A 21318-nucleotide genomic window follows, 5' to 3' on the forward strand; every position below is an offset into this window, starting at 1 on the left:
CTTATTTAATAACAGTGATAGTTCCTTGTTTCAGGCTTTTGCCACCACGTGTAATCTTGTAATAGAAAATCATGCTTTGTTTGTTGAACGATGTGGTGGATTGTGGCCAATTGTTTTCATAGCCGGATTGGCTAAACACCTGTTCTCCCCGCTTATTAAAAATGGTGACAAGAACGTTGGGGTCTCTGGAATATGAGTTGGGCAATACCCATAAATCGTTAATACCATCGCCATTGGTGGTAATAACATTGGGTATGGCAAACACATCCCTGTAGGTCACAGTAATCACTTTGCTTAGGGTACATGTCCCGAAGGAGGCAATCAACAGGTACTGCCCTTCTTCGGTAAAGTCATGATAACTGCTCGAAGAAATTAGGTTGTTACCGGCATCATACCATTCATAGGAATCTGCACCGCTAGCGGTAAGGGTTTGGGTCTCTCCCTCAACAATGATGAGGTCTTTGGATTTATCGAGCACCAATAGTGATTCATCAAATGCACTAATGGTTACTTCGTTGGATATCAATGCACATTCGTTGGAAGTAATAACAAGTTGGTAAACACCTGTTTCCGTGACGGTCAAACTCTGGGAAGATGAATCAACGGTATTACCATCTTTCTTCCATTTAAAAGATTCATTGGATAGGTCTGCACTGCTCTCAAGTACTATGGCTTCGCCTCCCTCACACAGCACAGTGCCATTGGCCGTTATTTGGAGTGTTTCGTTGGATGCCAGTTTTACCTGCAGGCTGTTGGACGATGCCTCAAAAGCATCAATAGAACCAAACAGTGTGTATTCCCCGTTGTCCTCTTGATCGGATATTGTGATGGTCTTGGACGTCTCTCCTGAAACTTCGGCACCATTCAATTTCCACTGATAATCAAAAGCGTTTTGTAAATCTGAGGTCACGTTGGTAGTGGCACCATTATCACTTACGGCATTAATAGTGGTAAGACTTAAAGTAGCATCGGTATTTTCGCAAGAGGAATATGTTCCGATATAGTCTACCACAAATTCGAATGCATCGGGGGATACAATGGTAATTTTTGCTGAAGCTACCGGGGCAGGGCTACAAGAACCGCCATTTTCCGTAACCTCTACGTAGTATTCCCCTATCTCATCAATGGTCAATGCGTTGCTCGTTGCCTCCGGGATGGCAGTACCGTTCTTGAACCATTGGTATGTTGCACTTGATGCAGTAGTTCCAACGGACAATGTTTTGGTCTGCGAAGGAAGCAGCACAATGTTTTCTTCATTGTTCAGTGTAATATCAAAAGAGCCTGTGCCCGAAACAGTTACAGGCTCGGATAGTTCGGTACAAATCCCATAACCGGATACTTCCACCTCATAGGAACCTTCAAAACCGCTAATTCCTGCATCAACGGTAAATGTGCTGGCATCTACGGTCGGTCCGCCGACAATGCTTCCGTCTTTGTACCAAGTATAGGTAAGCCCTTGTCCACTGATGCTGGACTCCAGTACATGTGTTTCCCCAGGACATATTTGCACATTGCTTTCACCATTTATGGCCAAACCGGAACTTGTTCCTGTAGAAATTTCAATGGTGTTGGATAAGGTGTTGGACGTGCCCGAGCACTCACCATAATCCAGTTCCACATAATATATGCCCGGTTCAGAAACGGTGATGCTTTCTGATTTTTCCGCAAGCAACGTACCACTGCGGTACCAATTGTAAATGTAGTTTGCAGCATCGGGGATATTGTGTGGTTTTAAGGTTACGGAACCACCGCCGCATAATTGAATAAGGCCTCCTGAAGGAATGTTTCCACTTCCATTTTGACTGATCAATAACGGTGAATTGTAGTCGATATAGTACATGGAAAAGGCCTCAGAAGCCGGGCTGGTTTTTGCGGGAGAGGTACTCCGCACTCTCATTTTAAAGTTATCCCCCCTCATATCAGTAGGAAGGGCAAACATGAATTCAAAGTCGAAAATTGTGTTCTTGTCGCCAACTCGGGCCAGTTCAATGGGAGAAGAGAAATATCCCTCGGCATCCGATAGCTCCAGCACAAACTCGTTGTTGCTATCTACCATGGGAGGGTCCCAATTGAAGCTTACATAATATTCATTGAAACCATTGGAAGCGCAAACAGCTGTCCATGCTGTGTTTCCCCCAAGGTTGGGGTTGGTTGCCGGCTCGGGTTTGTAGAGTATCTGAGCTTGCGCACCAAAAGCACCAAGTAGCATAAAAGCCAAGGCCAGAACAAGAATGCTATACGTTGAACTACTTTTTTTCATCACCGTTGGTATTTAAGAGGTTATGGGCCATAAGCCCTGTTAGTTTGTGCCCCTTAATTGGAATTCGTTCAAAAAGACGTTGTTCAGGCGTCTCTTTTTCATATAGTATTCAATAACAAATATGTCTCTAATTTCGATGAATGGAAAGATATTGTTGTAGGCTATACCCAAAGTGTTGTGAAATCGCCTATTTTGTATACACAGATGAACGAATAATAGCTATCAACACGGGATTTTACTACATTTGCGCATCAAATTATTGGTATGGCAGAAGAAGCTCGATCGCTCAATTTTATAGAACACATTGTTGAGGAAGACCTTACAAAGGGTTACAAACAGGAAGACCTGAGGTTTCGTTTTCCTCCCGAACCCAATGGATATTTGCACATTGGGCACGCAAGTTCCATTTGCCTCAATTTTGGCCTGGGATTGCGCTATAATGCACCTGTAAACCTACGTTTCGATGATACCAACCCGGCAAAGGAGGAGAAGGAGTATGTGGAGGCCATTAAAGAGGACGTAAGTTGGCTGGGCTTTGAATGGGCCACGGAATGCTATGCCTCCGATTATTTTCAGCAGTTGTACGATTGGGCCGTAAAGTTGATCAAGGATGGCAAGGCCTACGTTGATAGCCAATCTTCGGAGGAAATTGCCAGCCAAAAAGGGACACCGACCGAACCGGGAAAGGAAAGCCCTTATAGAAATCGTTCTGTTGAAGAGAACTTAAAGCTCTTCAAGGGGATGAAAGAAGGGGAGTTCAAGGACGGCGCGCATGTGCTACGCGCCAAAATCGATATGGCCTCTTCCAATATGTTGATGCGTGATCCCGTAATGTACCGAATCTTGCATAAGGCGCACCACCGAACAAATACCGATTGGTGTATTTACCCGATGTACGACTGGACGCACGGTGAGAGTGATTACATTGAACAGGTATCGCACTCCTTGTGCACACTGGAGTTTTTACCTCACAGAGAGCTTTACGATTGGTTTTTGGACCAAGTGGTATCTTCTGATAGATTGCGACCCAAGCAACGGGAGTTTGCCCGTAGGAACCTGAGCCATACCGTGGTGAGCAAGCGTAAATTACTGCAATTGGTGGAAAAGGGCGTTGTATCAGGTTGGGATGATCCCAGAATGCCCACAATTTCCGGTTTGCGAAGAAGGGGTTTTACTCCGGAGTCCATTATAAATTTTGCGGATACCATTGGCATTGCCAAGCGGGACAATGTTGTCGATGTTGCCCTGCTCGATTTTCATGTAAGGGAGCATCTCAATAAAATAGCTCCTCGTGTAATGGGGGTACTTAACCCATTAAAAGTGGTACTTACCAATTATAGGGAAGGAGAAGAGGAATGGTTGGAGGCGGAAAACAATCCCGAAGACCCATCGGCTGGCAGTAGAAAAGTGCCATTTTCAAGGGAATTGTATATAGAAAAAGAAGACTTTAGGGAAGAAGCAAACCGTAAGTTTTTTAGACTAAAGCTTGGGGGTGAGGTCCGTTTAAAAAATGGATACATCATCAAAGCTGAAAGCTGTACCAAGGATGACGATGGCAACATTATAGAAGTGCAGTGTACTTACGACCCCAAAAGTAAAAGTGGTTCTGGAACCGAGGAGAGTTTGCGAAAAGTTAAAGGAACCTTGCATTGGGTTTCCATACCACATGCCATAACCGCCGAAGTTAGGTTGTACGATCGTTTGTTCTCCGACCCAACACCCGATAGCCATAAGGATAAGGATTTTATGGATTTTGTGAATCCGGATTCCTTAAAGAAGGTAACCGCCTATTTGGAGCCAAGCCTGAAGAATTTAAAAATCGGAGACCAAGTACAATTTCAGCGATTGGGTTATTTCAATGTGGACAAAGATTCCATTCCAGATAATTTGGTCTTTAACAGAACGGCAACCTTAAGGGATACCTGGGCCAAATTGGAGCAAAAAAGCTAGCATAATTTTTCCTTATTTGAATCAACCCGTCCATCGAGGATTCTTATTAAAAACAGCTTCTTCAGGAAAGCTATGTCCGCACTTTTTAATTGTTGAGACCAATTGCTTGGACGGGGCCGTAATCTGCGCATAGAAGGCCTTATTCTCATTTTATCTTCAAAATTTAGCTAACGCGTCAAGGTTTGCAGCGATTGAATCAATTTTTGTTCAGTACCTATATTAATTTTAGGGTAAATCGATTGGGTCAGGAGGTTTTTCACCTTTTAAACGGGACTTGATGATTTTTCACTGATGTTTAATTAAAAAGCTACAATAGTATGTCAAATAACACTGGAAACGTATTAACCGCATTATTAACTGGAGCCGTTGTTGGAGCGGGAATAGGAATCTTGTATGCACCGGACAAAGGAAAAAAGACCAGAAAAAAAATTAAGAAAAGTGCAGTAAAGGCAAAAGACGATATTGCCCAAAGTATAACACATGCCAAAGAGGAGTTCAGCAAGACAGCCGATGCCAAAAAGGAAGAGTTTGAGGAAAAGCTAGAGGACACACTTTCCAACATGAGCTATAAAGCGGATGATATTCTCGTAGCGTTGGAGAATAAATTGGAAGACCTAAAAAAGAAGAACGCCCAATTACAGAAGTAATATATGGCATTCGAGGATATTAAAGAACAGATAGATGATGTAGAGGATGGCGTTAGGTCTTACGTAAAGAACAGTCTGGATTTTTATCGACTCCAAAGTTTTCGGTCCATGATGAAGGGCATTACGATGGCGACCAAACTGCTGTTAATCGGCGGAATAGCCTCTATTGCCCTACTGTTTCTTTCATTGAGTGCTGCGTTTTGGTTAGGCAGTATGCTTGGCAATACAGCAGAGGGCTTTTTGGTAGTGGGTGGATTTTATGTACTGACAGGTATAACTATGTTCCTGTTGAGAAGCAAAATCGAAAAGCCGCTTTTAAAAGAGTTTTCTAAATTTTATTTTGATGAATTATGATTCAGACACAATACACATCATTCAAAGAAATTGATCGCGACCTTAAAATCTTACAGTTACAAAGACAGATTGAGGAGGAAAAAGTAAAGCTTGCGGTTCAAAACACCAAAAAAGAACTTTACCCAACCAATATTCTTGGCGGAATGGCACCCTTACTACAAAAAATTGCGATATCCTTTATTGCAAAAAAACTGCTTAAAAAATTGGATTAGTATATCGCCCTCAAACTTTATATGGAAGAAGAGGTTGAATTCTAAAAAGCATAAATTTTTGACTTTGTCAGGTTAAGCGCAGTCGAAACCCATTGATTATCAACATAATTTAGGTTCATGCCTGCGCTCGAACTGACAGATAGCGAGCTTTTTAGGCTGCCTCTTCTTTTTTATTAAAATAACATTTAAGAGTCAGAAGAAGAATCTTTTTCGATTTGTTTGCGCTTCATGGCCTCGCCAATTTGATTACTTGCCGTAAAGGAAGCCACCATGTTGTTCAGCATATCGCTACCTGCCTGTGGGGAATTCGGCAACAAAATTAAATTGGTATCCGTTTCTTCACCAATGGCCTGTAGGGTATCGTAATGTTGGGTTACCACAATAAGGGCAGATGCCTCCTGCGAATTGATGCCCACTTTGTTCAGAACCTCCACGGATTCTTCGAGTCCACGGGCAATTTCCCTACGTTGATCGGCAATACCTTGTCCCTGTAACCTTTTGCTTTCTGCCTCGGCTTTCGCTTTTTCAACAATAAGAATACGTTGGGCATCACCCTCGAATTGGGCCGCTATTTTTTCACGTTCCGATGCGTTGATGCGGTTCATGGCCGATTTTACCTGGGCATCAGGGTCAATGTCGGTAACCAAGGTCTTAATGATATCAAAACCATAATCGAACATGGCATCTTGCAATTCGGATTTAACGGCGTTTGCGATATCATCTTTTTTTACAAAGACATCATCCAGTTTCATTTTTGGAACTTCGGCACGAACTACATCAAAAACGTAAGATGTAATTTGATCATGTGGATATTCCAATTGGTAAAATGCTTCATAAACCTTATCGCGGATAACCACGTATTGAACGGAAACCTTCAACTTTACAAAAACATCGTCCAATGTTTTGGTCTCGACGATGACATCGAGCTGTTGAATTTTCAAACTTAAACGACCGGCGATACGGTCAATAACAGGAATTTTCAATTGCAGTCCGGAATTTCGTATGCTATGGAATTTTCCAAAACGTTCCACGGCCACGGCCGTTTGTTGTTTTACAATAAAGAAGAACTTGAACAGAATGACAAGCGCTACAAAAGCAATAGGTATAAAAAGATAGTTGCCCATAGTGTTTATGATTTTATGTTAGAAATGGAAATTACGAAACTTGGCCATAGTATTAGTAGCCATTCGTCAATTAATGTTACAGATCCATCAATGCTATAGCTGGGCGATGGCGGTTTTTATACGGTTAATACACTCCTCTTTGCCAATAAGTTCCATGATATCGAACAAATGAGGGCCTTTCATGTCCCCAACGATGATCAAGCGGAGGGGAGGCATCACTTTTCCAAAGGAAAGTTCGTTGTCGGATATCCACTCTTTCACTTTTTCTTCTATGGTTGAAGACTCAAACTTTTGAACGTTGTTCAGGACCAATGCCAGCTGTTCCATGATTTCCGGAGTACCTTCTTTCCATTGCTTTTTGACGGCCTTCTCATTGTATGAAGACGGTGCCTCAAAAAAATAGTCTCCCAGTTCCCAAAAATCCTTTACAAAATTTGCGCGCTCCTTTATCAAGGACACTACTTTTTGAACGTAATCCTGTTCCGACGAAATTTGTTTTTTTGCCAGTTCGGCAGCGAACCATTCGGATAGTTCTTTATCGGACTTTCTTTGTAACCACTGCTGATTATACCAATTGTTTTTTTCTGGGTCGAACCGAGCGCCCGATTTGTTTACACGTTCCAAGGTAAAGGCGCTGACAAGTTCTTCCAAACTAAAAATTTCTTGCTCGGTGCCGGGATTCCAGCCCAACAGGGCCAAGAAGTTGACCACCGCTTCGGGGAAAAAGCCTGCCTCGCGGTATCCTTCTGATTGGTTCCACGTGAGCGGAAAAATGGGGAAGCCCCCTTTTTCGCCATCCCGTTTGCTCAATTTGCCTTTTCCGACTGGTTTCATGATCAAGGGTAGGTGTGCAAATTTTGGGGTTTTCCATCCAAAGGCATCGTACAAAAGTGTATGGAGGGCCAAGGAAGGCAACCATTCTTCTCCACGGATTACATGGCTGATCTGCATTAAATGGTCATCCACAATGTTGGCCAAATGGTAGGTGGGCATACCATCGCTTTTGAACAACACCTTATCATCTAAAATGCTGGTCTCAATTTTAATCTCACCTCGGATGATATCGTTCAAATACAACGCTTCATGCTCTGGAGATTTAAAGCGGATGACATAATCCTCATTGGCCTCCAATTTAGCTTTCACTTCTTCCTCGGATAGCGAAAGTGAGTTTGTCAATTTTAAACGGTTGTGCCAATTGTATATAAATGTCTTCCCTTTCGCTTCATGGTCCCTTCTATGGTGGTCCAAAGTTTCAGCAGTATCAAAAGCGTAATAGGCCTTACCTTTTTCAATAAGTTCCAAAGCGTAGGCTTTGTACAGGCCCTTCCGCTCACTTTGTCGATATGGGCCAAAACCACCTTCTTTGCCCGGACCTTCATCAAAAGGAATTCCACACCAGTTCAAGGCCTCGATAATATATTCCTCCGCGCCCTCAACAAACCGGTTTTGGTCCGTATCTTCAATACGTAGCACAAAATCGCCACCATGTTTTTTGGCAAATAAATAATTGAATAAGGCGGTGCGCAGACCACCAATATGTAATGGCCCGGTAGGGCTGGGCGCAAATCGAACACGTATGTTTTGACTCATAATTGGGTATGATTGTACCACAAAGATACATTCCCGACAATGAATGGGAAAGGGAATTTATTTCGTCTTTTTCTGACTCTGCCGGTCTTGTAATATAAAGGTTTAACAAATTTTTTCTTTTGATTTACCAAGGATCGGGTAATTTGGTTGTAATTAGTGTCGATTTTGAACGCATATCAAGACATTCTCGTTAAGCTGCAAGACTTTATCAAACGGTTTTATACCAAACAATTGATAAAGGGAGTCTTCTTGTTTTTAACTTTAGGAACCCTGTTCTGGATGGCCATTACGTACTTTGAATACCTTTTGTGGCTGAACGGGTCGTGGAGGCTCACTCTGTTCCTTCTTTTTGTCGTAGTGGAATTTTACCTGTTGTACAGATACATTGCGTTGCCTTTGTTATATCTTTTTAGGATTAAAAAGGGTGTTGGCAATAAGGAGGCCTCTTTATTGATTGGCAAACATTTTCCCCATGTGGATGACAAGCTGCTAAACCTGCTCGAATTATCCGAGAACCAACACAAGTCAGATCTTTTGCTGGCGAGCATTGAGCAAAGGGCCAAAAATTTAGGTCCGGTTCCTTTTGCCGAAGCGGTCAGTTTTAAGGACAGTTATAAGTACGCCAAGTATATTTTCATTCCTTTGGCCCTGTTCTGTTTTATCTGGATTACGGGTGATATCGTTTCTTTCTTTAATTCGCACCAAAGGGTAATGCATTACGATATGGCCTACCAAAGGCCGGCACCATTTTCATTCCAACTTATGAATGATAAGTTGGAGGTGTTGGACAATCAAACCTTGACCATACAAGTTAAAACAGTTGGGGAAATACGTCCCGATAATGTTCAAATGGTTGTAAATGGTGAGCAGTTGCTCATGCAGAAAAACGCGGAGTTTTTTGAGTATACATTTCAATCGCCGGTTCCCGAAACAAACTTTTACCTGACGGCGAACGGATGGGATTCCAGAAGTTATTCCATGAAAAGTCACCGTACTCCGGCCTTGGTCGATTTTGCCATGGAATTGGACTATCCCGATTATCTCAACTTGCCTTCCGAACTGATTACGGGCACGGGAAATGCTGAAGTTCCCGAAGGAACCAAAGTCACTTGGAAGATACAGGGAAACTATGTGGATGATATACAAATGATGACAAAGGACACCACTGTTTCCTTTGAAAAATCCAACAACTTATTTTCAAACACAAGGCGTATGTTCAATGATCTGGATTATGAGCTGAGCACATCAAATGAACGGGTCAAGGATTTTGAAATATTGGCTTATCGGTTGAATGTCATCAAAGATGAAAAGGCAACCGTTCAGGTGAATCAAGTGCTGGATTCTTTGCATCCAAATCAATCTTATTATATAGGGCAGGCTGCCGATGATCATGGTTTAAAGGAAATCCGTTTGGTATGTTATCCTTCGGACGATATGAAGAATATCCAGCGGGTTTCGCTCGAATCCCCCAAGACCAATGTCTACCAGTTTTACTATACGTTTCCTTCGGGATTGTCCCTTCAGCCTGGAAAAAAGTATAAGTTATATTTTGAAGTAGTTGATAATGATGGTGTTAGGGGTGGAAAAGTCACAAAAAGCACTGTTTTCAACGCATCTCTTTACGATGTTAATGAATTGAATAACAGAGAGTTGGAATTTCAAAACTCTACTTTAAGCAAAATGGGGGAAGCTTTGCAACATTTAAAGCAACAGGAAGGGAAACTCTCGGAAATAAACAAGCTACAAAAGGAGGAAAAGTCGCTAAGCTTTGAAGAGAAGAGTCAGATAAAGAACTTTTTGCAGCAACAGCAATTGCAAGAAGAACTGATGCAGAAGTTTAGTCAGGATTTAAATAAAAGTATTGATAAGAATTCCGAAAATTCAGAGATGAAGAAGATGCTTCAAGAGCGTTTGGAACGTCAAGAAGCAGAAGCGAAAAAGAATGCTGAATTGCTTGAGGAGCTTAACAAGGTTGCGGATAAAATTGATAAGGAAGACCTTCAAAAGCGATTGGAAGAATTAGGAAAGAACCAGGGGAAGAACACTAGGAACCTTGAACAGATTTTGGAATTGACCAAACGTTATTATGTTACGGAAAAGGCTTCCCAAATTTCAAAGGAGTTGGAGGAGTTGGCCACAAAACAAGAGACGCTGTCCGAGTTGAAATTTGGGAAGGGTTTTAGTGGCAAGGAGCAACAGCAATTGAATGAAGAATTCAACGCGTTGGAAAGGGATATTCGTGAATTGGAAAAAGATAATGAGAAGCTCCAAAAGCCATTGGAACTTGACACTGATAAGAAGAAGACGGATGGGGTAAAGCAGGATCAAAAAGATGCTCTTGAAGAAATTAAAAAACACCAGGGTCTTGAAGAATCTTCCCAAGCCAAGCAAAAGCAAGAAGCAGGCAATAACGCTTCCAAAAAACAAAAGTCAGCTGCACAAAAAATGCGGCAAATAAGCCAATCCATGAAATCCAGTTCCATGGGAGGCGGTTCTTCCGATGCGGAGGACGCCGAAATGTTACGCCAGATTTTGGATAATTTGATCACTTTTTCCTTTAAGCAAGAAAATTTGTTCAATAACATACAGCGAGCGGATGTTGATATGTCCCAGTTTTCCAAAACCGTCAAGGACCAACAAAGCCTTAAAAGATTGTTCGAGCATGTGGACGATAGCCTGTTCGCACTTTCTTTACGAAGAGCGGAACTATCTGAATTTGTGAACGAGCAGATAACCGAAGTATACTATAACATTGATAAATCTTTGGAAAGCATTGCCGACAATCAAATTTACCAGGGAGCATCGTATCAGCAATACGTAATAAATGCTACGAATGCCTTGGCCGATTTCTTGGCCAAAATTTTGGACAACATGCAGCAGAACATGATGCCCGGTCAAGGTAAAGAAGAGGGGCAAGATTTTCAATTGCCCGACATTATCAAAGGACAACAGGGCATCCAAGAGAAAATGAACGGTTCTGGGAAAGAGGGCAAAGAAGCTGAAGGTAAAGGTGAACAGCAAGGTGATAACGAGGGAGGACAACAACAAGGCGATAAGGGCAGTCAAAAACAGGGAAAGGAAGGACAAGATGGTGAGCAAGGAGAAGGAGGCAACAAAGGTTCCAAGCAAGGAAATGGCTCGCCATCCAATGGAAATGGTTTAGGGGAAATGGATCTTGAGGAAGTATACCAGATCTATAAGGAGCAGCAATTTTTACGGCAAAACCTAGAAAGACAATTGGAGGATATGATGCGTGAGTCTGACAAGAATCTGGCAAAAAAATTGATTCAACAAATGGAGGACTTTGAGAATGATTTGTTGGAGAACGGAATCACCCAACGCACCCGAAGTAAGGCCAACAACATTCAACACCAATTGATGAAGTTGGAAAACGCATCCATGGAGCAAGGGGAAAAGAAGGAGCGCGAAAGCAAAACAAATGTGAATCAATTTACCAATCCAGTTACTACCAAGCCTGAACTGCTTCAAGAATACCAGAATAGCATTGAAATATTAAATAGACAAGCGTTACCTTTGCGGCAAAATTTTGAAAAGAAGGTAAAGGTTTATTTCGATAATGATTGAGTTTCATTTTAAAAGTGAGTTTGTAATCCACAACAAATCCGAGTATGCCGATTGGATAAATAGGATTATAGTTTCCGAAGGTTTTGTTGCTGGTCAAATTGATTATATATTTTGCACAGACGATTATCTTTTACAACTCAACAAAGCGTATTTAAACCACGACACTTTTACCGATATTATTACATTCGATTATAAGGATGGGAAAACGCTTTCGGGAGATATTTTTATATCCACCGACAGGGTACGAGAGAATGCCGCAAAGTTTGATGTTGGGTTTTTAAACGAGATTCGCAGGGTTATGAGTCATGGCATTCTTCACTTGGCCGGTTTTGGGGACAAGACCAAAGAGGAGAAGCTGATCATGCGTGAAAAGGAAGAAGAAAAAATAAAAATGTTCCACGTGGAACCATAGGTATGTTTGAAAAGGAATATGATGTTATTGTTGTAGGAGGGGGACATGCTGGGGCAGAGGCTACGGCCGCTGCCGCCAACATGGGCTCAAGCACTTTGTTGGTGACCATGAACCTTCAAACCATTGGTCAGATGTCCTGCAATCCCGCAATGGGAGGAATAGCCAAAGGACAAATTGTACGGGAAATAGATGCTCTTGGAGGGTATAGCGGAATCGTAACCGACAAGTCTGCCATACAGTTTAAGATGCTCAATAAATCCAAAGGGCCAGCTATGTGGAGCCCGCGAGCGCAGAACGACCGTATGCGATTTGCAGAGGAGTGGCGGATGGCTTTGGAGAATACCCCAAATGCAGATTTCTATCAAGAAATGGTCAATGGTTTATTGATCGAGGGAGGCAAGGTTGTGGGGGTAAGAACAAGTCTTGGCTTAGAGATTAGGGCAAAATCCGTAGTGCTTACCAATGGTACTTTTTTGAATGGTCTAATCCATATTGGAGAGAAACAATTAGGAGGGGGTAGAGCTGGGGAAAAAGCTGCAACCGGAATTACAGAACAACTGGTCGAACTCGGTTTTGATAGTGGCAGGATGAAAACCGGAACACCTCCACGAGTGGATGGAAGGTCCTTGGATTATTCTAAAATGATCGTGCAACCGGGAGACGATGTACCTGAGAAATTCTCTTATTTAAACACCCCAATCCTTAAGACGCAACGTGATTGCCACATGACACATACCAGTACATTGGTGCACGACTTGCTTCGGGAGGGTTTTGAAAGATCTCCGATGTTCAATGGTCGGATCAAAAGTGTCGGGCCGCGGTATTGCCCTTCCATTGAGGATAAGATCAATCGTTTTGCGGACAAGGATTCCCACCAAATATTTGTGGAGCCAGAAGGTTGGAATACCGTAGAGGTTTATGTAAATGGCTTCTCAACTTCGTTGCCAGAGGATGTTCAGTACAAAGCGCTCAAATCCGTAAAAGGCTTTGAAAACGTCAAATTTTTTAGGCCAGGCTACGCTATTGAATACGACTATTTTCCCCCAACGCAATTAAGGCATACGCTCGAGACCAAGTTGGTGAAGAATTTATATTTTGCTGGACAGATCAACGGAACCACGGGGTATGAGGAGGCAGCATCCCAAGGTTTAATGGCTGGCATAAATGCGCACCTTAAAATCAATGGGAAGGAGCCGTTTATTCTTAAAAGAGACGAAGCTTATATCGGGGTATTGGTGGATGATCTGATCACCAAAGGCACCGAGGAACCCTATCGAATGTTTACTTCAAGAGCAGAATATCGAACCTTGTTGCGTCAAGACAATGCCGATTTAAGACTTACGCCCAAGGGGTATGAAATCGGTTTGGCCAAAGAAGAACGGCTCAAAAGAATGGAGGAGAAGATGAACAAGTCCGAAAACTTTGTGGATTTCTTTAAAAAGACAAGCTTCACTACGGAAGAAATAAATCCGATTTTAGCGTCTTTGGATTCGGCTTTGGTGAAGCAATCGGATAAACTTTTCAAGGTGTTTTCCAGACCAAAGGTAACTATGGACCACATGCTCCAATTGGATGCTGTTTCCGAATTTGTAAAACAAAATGAATTGGATTCCGAGGTGTTGGAACAAGCCGAAATACAGGTTAAATATTCAGGATACATAGCAAAGGAAAAAACCAATGCGGATAAATTGCAGCGATTGGAAAACGTTCGAATTCCTGACAATTTCGATTATTCCAAATTAAAATCCCTGTCCTACGAAGCACGCGAGAAACTTGAATCGATCCAGCCCGTAACCATTTCCCAGGCTTCACGGATCAGTGGCGTATCACCGGCCGATATTAGTGTGCTGTTGGTATATTTGGGCAGATAACCCACAACACTGTTCCACGTGGAACAGTGTTTTTTGTTTCAAGAAATTCGTAAAGGGTTTATTTTTGTTTTCAGATTGCTATAACGTCAAAGCAAATAACACAAACCTTACCGTCTTTTCTGTTTCTATGAAATGACCCCCAAACAAGGCTGAGTGGAATACCTTTGAGCCTAATGTGGTTTACGCTGAAAATTGTCATCCCTGTGAAAACAGGAATCCAAACAAAAGTGTTTTAATATGGGATTATACATTTTAAAATCAAGAAACCTGTACTCGATGTTCTCGCAACAGTGGACAGGCCTTTTCCAAAAAAAACCCAAACTAATGTTTTTTTACTGTTGATTGGGATTTTAATAATGATCCACAGGTATTGTAAAGTTCGGTTTAAAGGGATGCGGTTTTATACTATCTTCGGAACTTTAAAAGCGAATGCTTGGATATAGATAATTACAATGAAGTTGTTTTTAAAAACTAAGGACTTTTCCGTTTCGGGCGAATCATTTGAATTGCATTGGGACAAGGATCTGGATATGCTGGTGACCCGGCCTCAACCCAAAAACCTAGCTCCGTATTACGAAAGTGAGGACTATATTTCCCACACGGACTCCAAATCTTCGTTCACGGATAGGCTATACCAGTTGGTTAAGGGTAAAAACCTCAATTATAAAGTTCAAGTTGTTGAAAATCAGATATATAAACCTAAAACGCTGCTAGACTTAGGTGCTGGGACTGGCGATTTTTTGATTAGAGCCCAAAAATCAGGGTTTAAGGCCGTTGGAGTTGAGCCAAATGAAAAAGCTAGTCAGTTGGCCAAGGAAAAGGGAATTGAACTTCATCAAAGATTGGAACATCTGTCGGGGCAAAAATTTCAAGTCATTACGCTGTGGCATGTTTTGGAGCACCTGCCCAATTTGGAAGAGCAGATAAAGACATTGGTAGATCTTTTGAAAGATGACGGAGTTTTGGTTATTGCAGTTCCCAATTTTAAATCATTTGATGCCAAACATTACAAATCATACTGGGCAGCTTATGATGTGCCAAGACACCTTTGGCATTTTTCAAAAAAATCCATTTCCAAACTTTTTGCCCCTCACAAACTGGAAGTCATCAAAATGAAACCCATGTGGTTTGATGCTTTTTATGTTTCCATGCTTTCTGAAAAATATCGAGGCAATAGATGGTATTTGGTCAGCGCATTTTTTGTTGGGTTGTGGTCCAATCTTGCCGCCATCTTCACCAAAGAGCATTCTTCGTTGATTTACATCCTTAAAAAGGAGAAATAAGCCATTTTAAAGGCCCCTGCTGCCCAAAACACGAGCTGGATGTGGAATTGTATTCAACAGAAAAGAAGCGCTTAAACCGACTTGTTTCTAAAGGCCGTCAAAATAAAGGACATCAATGGATTGCACGAGTTTCCATAAAAATTTCTTATATAGTGTTTCGAGCCAAACAAGCGATTAAAAAAACTTAATGACCAGCATTCCAAAAGCTTTTCTATTTTTGCGCATCGATAAAAAGTAAATGATGAAAAAATTAGTAGTGCTTGCTATTGCCATTTCAGCCATGGCATGTCAGCAAAACAAAATTGCCTATGTGGACAGTGTAAGGATCATGGACGATTATCAAGAGAAAGTTGATGTCGATGCCAGATTCCAAACAAAGGCCGAGGCATTGACCAAAAAAAGGGACAGTATTTCCCAAGCGTTCCAAATGGAACTGCAACAATTTCAGAGCAAGGCACAGAGCATGTCCCAGAAAAATGCGCAAGAGGAATATTCACAATTGCAGCAAAGAGGTCAGCAAATAGGTCAGCAGTTGCAACAAGAAGAGCAACAGTTGCAACAAAAAAGCCAGGCCGAAATGGACAGCTTGGTGAAAAAGGTAAAAAAAGAGATCAGGGCATACGGCAAGGCCAACGGATACACCTACATTTTGGGTGGTGGCGACGGAGGCTCGGTAATTTACGGCGATCAAGCCAAAGATGTAACGGATGCCATTCTCTCCATTTTGAACGACAAGTACAAGAACTAAACGCAATAAAAATAGGTTAAGAAGACCCACTCATTTGGAGTGGGTTTTTTATTTTATCGGATGGATGTAAAATAAACCCAGAGGATAAAAAACAACTGTAGTGGAATTCGAAACCAAAGGTAAGCTGTTCCCGGGCCGTTCAATTGCCCTGTTTGATAATTGATTTGATGTAATGAGGCCTTTACGTTCGCGGGTAAAATCAAAATAAAAAAAGCAATAAGGAGCCAACCCACTTGAACCTGATACTGGGGAAACAGAAGGGCAACGGCAAAGATGATTTCAATAACACCCGTTACCAATACCAACTCCTTTTTAAACGGTATAAATGAGGGAACAATCTCGGCCATGCCCGTTATAAAAACAAAGTGTCCAATGGCAGTGAACACTAACATAGCGGCCATGGCAATGCTACCGGCAAGTTGATAATCCCATTGTCCGCGTGTAAATTTTAAGATTGATGCAGAAATAACAAAGGTGGCAATAAGCACAAGGAGTGGTTTCATGGTTTTTTTTGTCAAAATTCCATCATTACCGCTTCAATGGCAATGAACCCAGGTTAAGAAATACGCTTTCGGATGCGGCTCAACGCTTGCGGGGTAATACCGATGTAGGAAGCAATATACTTTAAGGGTATTCGACGTATCAACTCTGGGCGTTCTTCAAAAATAGTTAGATACCGTTGTTCTGCGCTCTCCCGTAGCAGGGAAAGTTCTCTTTTCGATTTTTTCAAGAAAAGCTCCTCGCTGGCCCTTCTCCCGATTAAGTTTCCGACTGCGGAAGCAGCATAAACCTCTTGTAGGTCTTTGTGGTTAAGTCGCCACAACACGGTATCCGTAATTGTTTCCACCACATATTCGGATGGTTTTTGGGTTAGGAAAGAGTCATAAGCGCTTACAAATGCATCCTTGAAGACAAAACCAAAAGTGAGTTCCCCATCTTCATTGGGAATATAGAGGCGGACAATTCCTTTTTCAATGAACGACAAGTGGTTTTCCACATCCCCCAATCGAAGCAGTGTGCTTTTTTTTGGGAATTCATGTCGTTCCAATTTGGAAGAAAAAATCTCCCAATCAGTTGGGGAAATCCCAAATTCTGATTCAAAATAGCGCTTGATCTGTTCCAAAAGGGAGTGTTTTTGTTCTACGGTTTTTTCCTTTTTTTAATTTCAAACAGGATTGTAGGAATCACTTTTATTGCATCAAATACACCAAAAACAGGGTTGGAATCAAGTACACCACAATGGTTTGGGCCCCAACATAGTCTTTGGCGACCCGTTGGCCCAACAAAAGCATCAATAAAGTCGCGGCAGAAATAGTGGCTCCGTAGAAAGCAAAAGCACTTTCTCCATCTATGGCAAATTGAAAGATACTTATGCCACAAAGTATACCGGAAAGCAACTCAAGCACCAAAACAATGCTGAGAAGCACGGGGACCGTTCCCTTAAAAATGGATTTGGAGAAATGTTCCGTCAACCAACCCAGATTGCCCTTCCAATCTAAAAGCTTGTCGATTCCACTCTGTAAAAAAGTAATGGTCAAAAATATCAGCAGCAGTACTTCCGTGGCATTGAAGAGTAAATTATCCATGATTAGTTTTATTTAGGCGGCCTTTACATGCAAAAGCCGCGTAAGTTTAATGGAGAGATCTGTGAAAATCAACTTGGAATTTCCGTTGCGTTCCACGTGAAAAATCGCCAGCTCCAACTCCTTTACAATATCCAAAATATTGTTCTCATGAACAAAAGGGGCAAATTTTTCCAGGTCAAAGCCCTCCAAGTGTACTTTGGCGTGTACAAGCTCATTGGCTTTGTAATTGAGCAAAAGTGCCTGGCGCATCGTGGTAAGGCAATAGTTCAGGAATTTTTTTTGGACCTCGCGCCCTGTCTTGGCGACCTCCTCGCTCCATAAAATCAGTTCTTGTACGGCACCTTTGTTGCCCCTGGCCTTAAAAGCGCTCCTAACCCATTGCACAAACCAACGTTCGAACACCAAATCTTCAGAGTCTTTGTTCAAAAGATCAAGTGCCTTGTTAAAATTGCCGTTCGCTTCCAACGCAATGGTAAGCGCTTCGGTCTGTGCCACTCCCCGCTGTATAAGTTCATCGGTAATCACTTGTTCGGCCAAGGGAGGAAAATTTAAAATTTGGCAACGGGAACGAATGGTGTTGATAATTTGCTCTTCATCTTCGGCCAAAAGGAGCAATAGGGTTTTGTTCGGAGGTTCCTCGATCAACTTTAACAACTTGTTGGCGGCAGAGGTGTTCATTTTTTCGGCCATCCAAACAATCAGGATTTTATAGCCTCCTTCATAAGGTTTCAAGGATAGTTTTTTAACCATATCCTGAGCTTCATCCACCCCGATTTGGCCCTGCTTTTTTTCAATGCCGATGTGCCGGTACCAATCGAACAGGTTGCCATAGGGCTGATCTTTTACAAACTGTCGCCATTCCTCCAAATAATGATCGCTCACTGCATGCGACTTCACTTTGTCCGAATTGGAAACGGGAAATGCAAAGTGAAGGTCCGGGTGCGTCAAGGAGTTGCATTTTGTATTGCACACCGTGTTTTCCCCGTCATTTTCCCCACCCATATTGCCACATAGCAAATATTGGGCGTATGCCAGCGCCATGGGCAGCACTCCGGAACCCTCGGGGCCCACAAACAATTGTGCGTGGGCCACGCGACCCGTTTCTGCCGTGGTCACCAAATGGTTTTTGATGTGCTCGAGCCCTAAAACATTTTTAAAAAGCATGTCCCAAAGATACATTTTTAAGCATTGGGGCCGTTATGTGCTTGATTTAAAACAAGGGCGGGGATTGCTGCTCACCGGCAATTTGTGATAAACAAGAACAATGACCCATCACGTATTTGCCACACCCACTAAGGAACATGGAATGTCGTGGCAAAAAAGGCTCCAAGGGCTGTCAACTGATTTCTGGCCTCCTTTTTAAATTTGTGGGCAATTTGGGTCGGGCAGGGAAATGGAACGGGTTTAATCCGTAATGGAATTGTGGCCCGCCCCTTATATGATACAATTATTGTTACAATTGACGTTATAATACCATGGAACTGTTTAAAAGGGATTTTTGTATGAAACAATTGGGTATATTGCTTCTGACATTATGTTTATTGGGATGCTCATCTGATAGTGGCCCCAATGTAAACGATGACGGAAAAGAAGCGTCCGACAACATAACGGAAAACCGGAAATCCGTAGGGGAGTCCGCAAGCGATTTATTGGACGATGTCAATTATGACGAGCTGCACATTGAGATCCAATATGTGCAGGGATTGGAACCAAGCGTATCCACCTTGGACCATTTCGAAAACTTTTTGGTCGAACGGCTCCGCAAATCCGGCGGCATTACCATCGAGCTGGTTGAAATCCCATCCCCGGGACAGGACACATATTCCATAGCCGATGTCCGTAACCTTGAGGATGACATGCGCACCGCCTACAATCAGGGCTCTACGCTCAAAGTGTTCGGATTGTTCCTGGATGGGGCGTATTCGGAAAATTCGGAGAACGGTTCTGTCCTAGGGATAGCCTACCGGAACACCTCCTTCGTAATATTTGCCGAGACCATTAGGGAATTCAGTGGACAGCCTTTGGCCCCGAGTACCACGGTGTTGGAAAGCACCGTACTTGACCATGAGTTTGGCCATTTGTTGGGCTTGGTCAATGCAGGCACCCCATTACAAAGTGCGCATCAGGATACGGAACATGGCAGACATTGTACGGCCGAGGACTGTTTGATGTTCTGGACCGCGGAGACCGGTGAAGGCCTGGTCAACATGATCAGTGGCGGCGATATCCCTGAACTGGACGCTGCTTGCTTGGCGGACTTACAGGCCAATGGAGGCAGGTAAAGTGAATAAAAAAAGCCCCGGTCGGGGGCTTTTTCACTACAGATCGATCTAGTGTTTAAGAGGATGTGGCTCCGATCACTGTTACATTGGCGCTTAACTGTAAAGCGGAGGTAACCTGCAAAGCAGATAGGTCGAGACCAGTGGTCGATTCCACCTCTAATGTAGAGTTAAAGTAAAATTGATTGCCATCCTGTGTGTAGGATACAAAAACCAATTCGTACTCCCCGGCCGAAAGAAAATTAAGACTGAAGGAATTGTTAAGTCCACTGGCCTCGGCACTTGTAATGGCATTGGCAAAGCGCACATTGCTTTCTCCTTGCCCCTGAGTTTCAACTTCTGCATTATAGGTGCCTTTTTCATAGGCATAGACCACAATTTTGTCCGAAGTGTTTTCTGCATCGTTTACGGTCCCTTCGATCTCTCCAGTAGTTTCTTTGTTTACGGCCCGTATTCCTGCGGACAGCTCGGACGTCGTCACAAAATCAAAATCCGTTTCCAACGTACCTTGATTTTCCTTTATGGTCTTTCGCAAATCAAAATCGATAACGACCTCATTGGTGTTCGAGGCAAATACCTCAAAAGTATCCACAATGTCGATGTTGCCCGCAGAGGATGCTATCTTGTCCTTGGAACCATCTGCCATTTCTACGTAACAGCCCGGGGAATTTCCGTCCATATCGGTTTCATAGTCCAGTACCAGTTCAAGATCGGAATAAGCGCCAGCCTCCAATTGCAGGTTGCCCAAGGTTTTCGTCTGACCATTGACAAGGGCGGCCAAATCAAAAGTAGTCTTGTTGAAGCCCTCCAGCGATGTGCCATTGACCCTTACATCGGAGACCGTAACAAAAACGGATTCAATTTCGGCGTTGTCCACTGGGGCGTCTGTGATTTTAAAGGTCGTGTTATACGATTCTTTCTCTACATTGTCATTACCATTGTCATCGCTACAAGAAAAAGCCAACACAGCTATTCCAATGGCAAGTCCTACATTTTTCAAAAAGAGTTGCATAAAATTTGAGGTTTTGGGGTTAATAATCATTTTACCATATAACAATTGAAAATGGTTTGACCCTACTTTTGATTGGAAAGCTTCCAAGGGATGCATGTCAAATACGACTTCACTCTTATAAAACGGAATTGGTTTATGTTTTGATTCTTCCATGGGGTTCCATTGTCCATATCCTTGGCTTTGTAAATTGGCTTTTAAGGCCACACTTGGACCGAAAACCCTTCTATGGTTATCGGCCAAAACGAACAACAAGGGGTCCCGCCAGGAACCCTTTCGCAAGCAGGAGCCAGCGTAACATATCAAATTAAAATGGTTAAAAATTGAGAAACTTTAAAATTATGGGGCCGGTCTGTCCATTGAAAAAGCAGGAAATCTTTACATTTGGGACTCTCAAAAAAGACCACA

The 21318-nt window shown here is 42.6% G+C and carries 18 protein-coding genes; 10 read left to right on the top strand and 8 right to left on the bottom strand.

Annotated elements, in window-relative coordinates; translation table 11 throughout:
- Window position 1: 1 nt before the first annotated feature.
- Complete coding sequence (locus AC13CC_RS04515) at window positions 2-2260, bottom strand: T9SS type B sorting domain-containing protein (protein WP_482876939.1); 2259 nt, start codon at window positions 2258-2260, stop codon at window positions 2-4.
- 264 nt (window positions 2261-2524) lie between these two features.
- Here AC13CC_RS04515 and AC13CC_RS04520 point away from each other — a divergent pair, with 264 nt between their 5' ends.
- The 4 genes from AC13CC_RS04520 to AC13CC_RS04535 all read left to right on the top strand — a co-directional run bounded on the left by AC13CC_RS04520 (window position 2525) and on the right by AC13CC_RS04535 (window position 5423).
- Window positions 2525-4210: a glutamine--tRNA ligase/YqeY domain fusion protein gene (locus AC13CC_RS04520; protein WP_482876941.1), complete on the top strand. Its 1686-nt coding sequence runs from the start codon at window positions 2525-2527 to the stop codon at window positions 4208-4210.
- A gap of 317 nt (window positions 4211-4527) precedes the next feature.
- The gene (locus tag AC13CC_RS04525; protein WP_293166241.1) at window positions 4528-4857 is read left to right on the top strand and encodes a YtxH domain-containing protein; all 330 of its coding nucleotides are present in this window, start codon (window positions 4528-4530) and stop codon (window positions 4855-4857) included.
- A gap of 3 nt (window positions 4858-4860) precedes the next feature.
- On the top strand, window positions 4861-5211 hold the full coding sequence (locus AC13CC_RS04530) for a hypothetical protein (protein ID WP_482876943.1): 351 nt from the start codon (window positions 4861-4863) through the stop codon (window positions 5209-5211).
- Complete coding sequence (locus AC13CC_RS04535) at window positions 5208-5423, top strand: DUF6327 family protein (protein WP_482876944.1); 216 nt, start codon at window positions 5208-5210, stop codon at window positions 5421-5423. Before AC13CC_RS04530 ends, AC13CC_RS04535 begins: the two co-directional genes overlap by 4 nt.
- Before the next feature lie 185 nt (window positions 5424-5608).
- Here the strand turns inward: AC13CC_RS04535 and AC13CC_RS04540 are convergent, their stop codons facing one another.
- Both AC13CC_RS04540 and gltX read right to left on the bottom strand, forming a co-directional pair.
- Entirely contained in the window at window positions 5609-6547 is a 939-nt protein-coding gene (locus tag AC13CC_RS04540; protein WP_482876945.1) for an SPFH domain-containing protein, read from the bottom strand.
- Between the two features lie 93 nt (window positions 6548-6640).
- Window positions 6641-8137, bottom strand: coding sequence for a glutamate--tRNA ligase (gene gltX, locus AC13CC_RS04545; RefSeq protein WP_482876947.1), 1497 nt, complete (start codon window positions 8135-8137; stop codon window positions 6641-6643).
- A 279-nt stretch (window positions 8138-8416) separates the two neighbouring features.
- On the opposite strand from gltX, the gene AC13CC_RS04550 reads away from it, so the two are divergent.
- The 5 genes from AC13CC_RS04550 to AC13CC_RS04570 all read left to right on the top strand — a co-directional run bounded on the left by AC13CC_RS04550 (window position 8417) and on the right by AC13CC_RS04570 (window position 16036).
- Window positions 8417-11722 carry a hypothetical protein gene (locus AC13CC_RS04550; RefSeq protein ID WP_482876949.1) on the top strand — a complete coding sequence of 1102 codons (3306 nt, stop codon included), beginning with the start codon at window positions 8417-8419 and terminating at the stop codon, window positions 11720-11722.
- Window positions 11715-12134 carry an rRNA maturation RNase YbeY gene (ybeY, locus tag AC13CC_RS04555; protein WP_482876951.1) on the top strand — a complete coding sequence of 140 codons (420 nt, stop codon included), beginning with the start codon at window positions 11715-11717 and terminating at the stop codon, window positions 12132-12134. Before AC13CC_RS04550 ends, ybeY begins: the two co-directional genes overlap by 8 nt.
- A gap of 2 nt (window positions 12135-12136) precedes the next feature.
- Entirely contained in the window at window positions 12137-14005 is a 1869-nt protein-coding gene (gene mnmG, locus AC13CC_RS04560) for a tRNA uridine-5-carboxymethylaminomethyl(34) synthesis enzyme MnmG (protein ID WP_482876952.1), read from the top strand.
- Window positions 14006-14457: 452 nt separating this feature from the next.
- Window positions 14458-15288, top strand: coding sequence for a class I SAM-dependent methyltransferase (locus AC13CC_RS04565; protein ID WP_482876954.1), 831 nt, complete (start codon window positions 14458-14460; stop codon window positions 15286-15288).
- Between the two features lie 241 nt (window positions 15289-15529).
- Window positions 15530-16036 (top strand): OmpH/Skp family outer membrane protein, encoded by a 507-nt coding sequence (locus AC13CC_RS04570; RefSeq protein ID WP_482876955.1) that lies wholly within the window; start codon window positions 15530-15532, stop codon window positions 16034-16036.
- A 53-nt stretch (window positions 16037-16089) separates the two neighbouring features.
- Here the strand turns inward: AC13CC_RS04570 and AC13CC_RS04575 are convergent, their stop codons facing one another.
- The 4 genes from AC13CC_RS04575 to AC13CC_RS04590 form a co-directional block, all read right to left on the bottom strand.
- Window positions 16090-16539, bottom strand: a complete 450-nt coding sequence (locus AC13CC_RS04575) for a DoxX family protein (protein ID WP_482876956.1) — start codon at window positions 16537-16539, stop codon at window positions 16090-16092.
- Between the two features lie 53 nt (window positions 16540-16592).
- Window positions 16593-17159, bottom strand: coding sequence for a Crp/Fnr family transcriptional regulator (locus AC13CC_RS04580; RefSeq protein ID WP_482876958.1), 567 nt, complete (start codon window positions 17157-17159; stop codon window positions 16593-16595).
- Between the two features lie 67 nt (window positions 17160-17226).
- Window positions 17227-17622, bottom strand: coding sequence for a DoxX family protein (locus tag AC13CC_RS04585; protein ID WP_482876959.1), 396 nt, complete (start codon window positions 17620-17622; stop codon window positions 17227-17229).
- 12 nt (window positions 17623-17634) lie between these two features.
- Window positions 17635-18786 (bottom strand): DNA polymerase III subunit, encoded by a 1152-nt coding sequence (locus AC13CC_RS04590; RefSeq protein WP_482876998.1) that lies wholly within the window; start codon window positions 18784-18786, stop codon window positions 17635-17637.
- Between the two features lie 338 nt (window positions 18787-19124).
- On the opposite strand from AC13CC_RS04590, the gene AC13CC_RS04595 reads away from it, so the two are divergent.
- Window positions 19125-19904 carry a membrane metalloprotease gene (locus tag AC13CC_RS04595; protein ID WP_482876960.1) on the top strand — a complete coding sequence of 260 codons (780 nt, stop codon included), beginning with the start codon at window positions 19125-19127 and terminating at the stop codon, window positions 19902-19904.
- Between the two features lie 55 nt (window positions 19905-19959).
- Here AC13CC_RS04595 and AC13CC_RS04600 read toward each other — a convergent pair whose 3' ends face one another.
- Entirely contained in the window at window positions 19960-20913 is a 954-nt protein-coding gene (locus AC13CC_RS04600) for a DUF4382 domain-containing protein (RefSeq protein WP_482876961.1), read from the bottom strand.
- Between the last annotated feature and the right edge of the window lie 405 nt (window positions 20914-21318).

This window comes from Flagellimonas sp. L-11, from assembly GCF_056857735.1.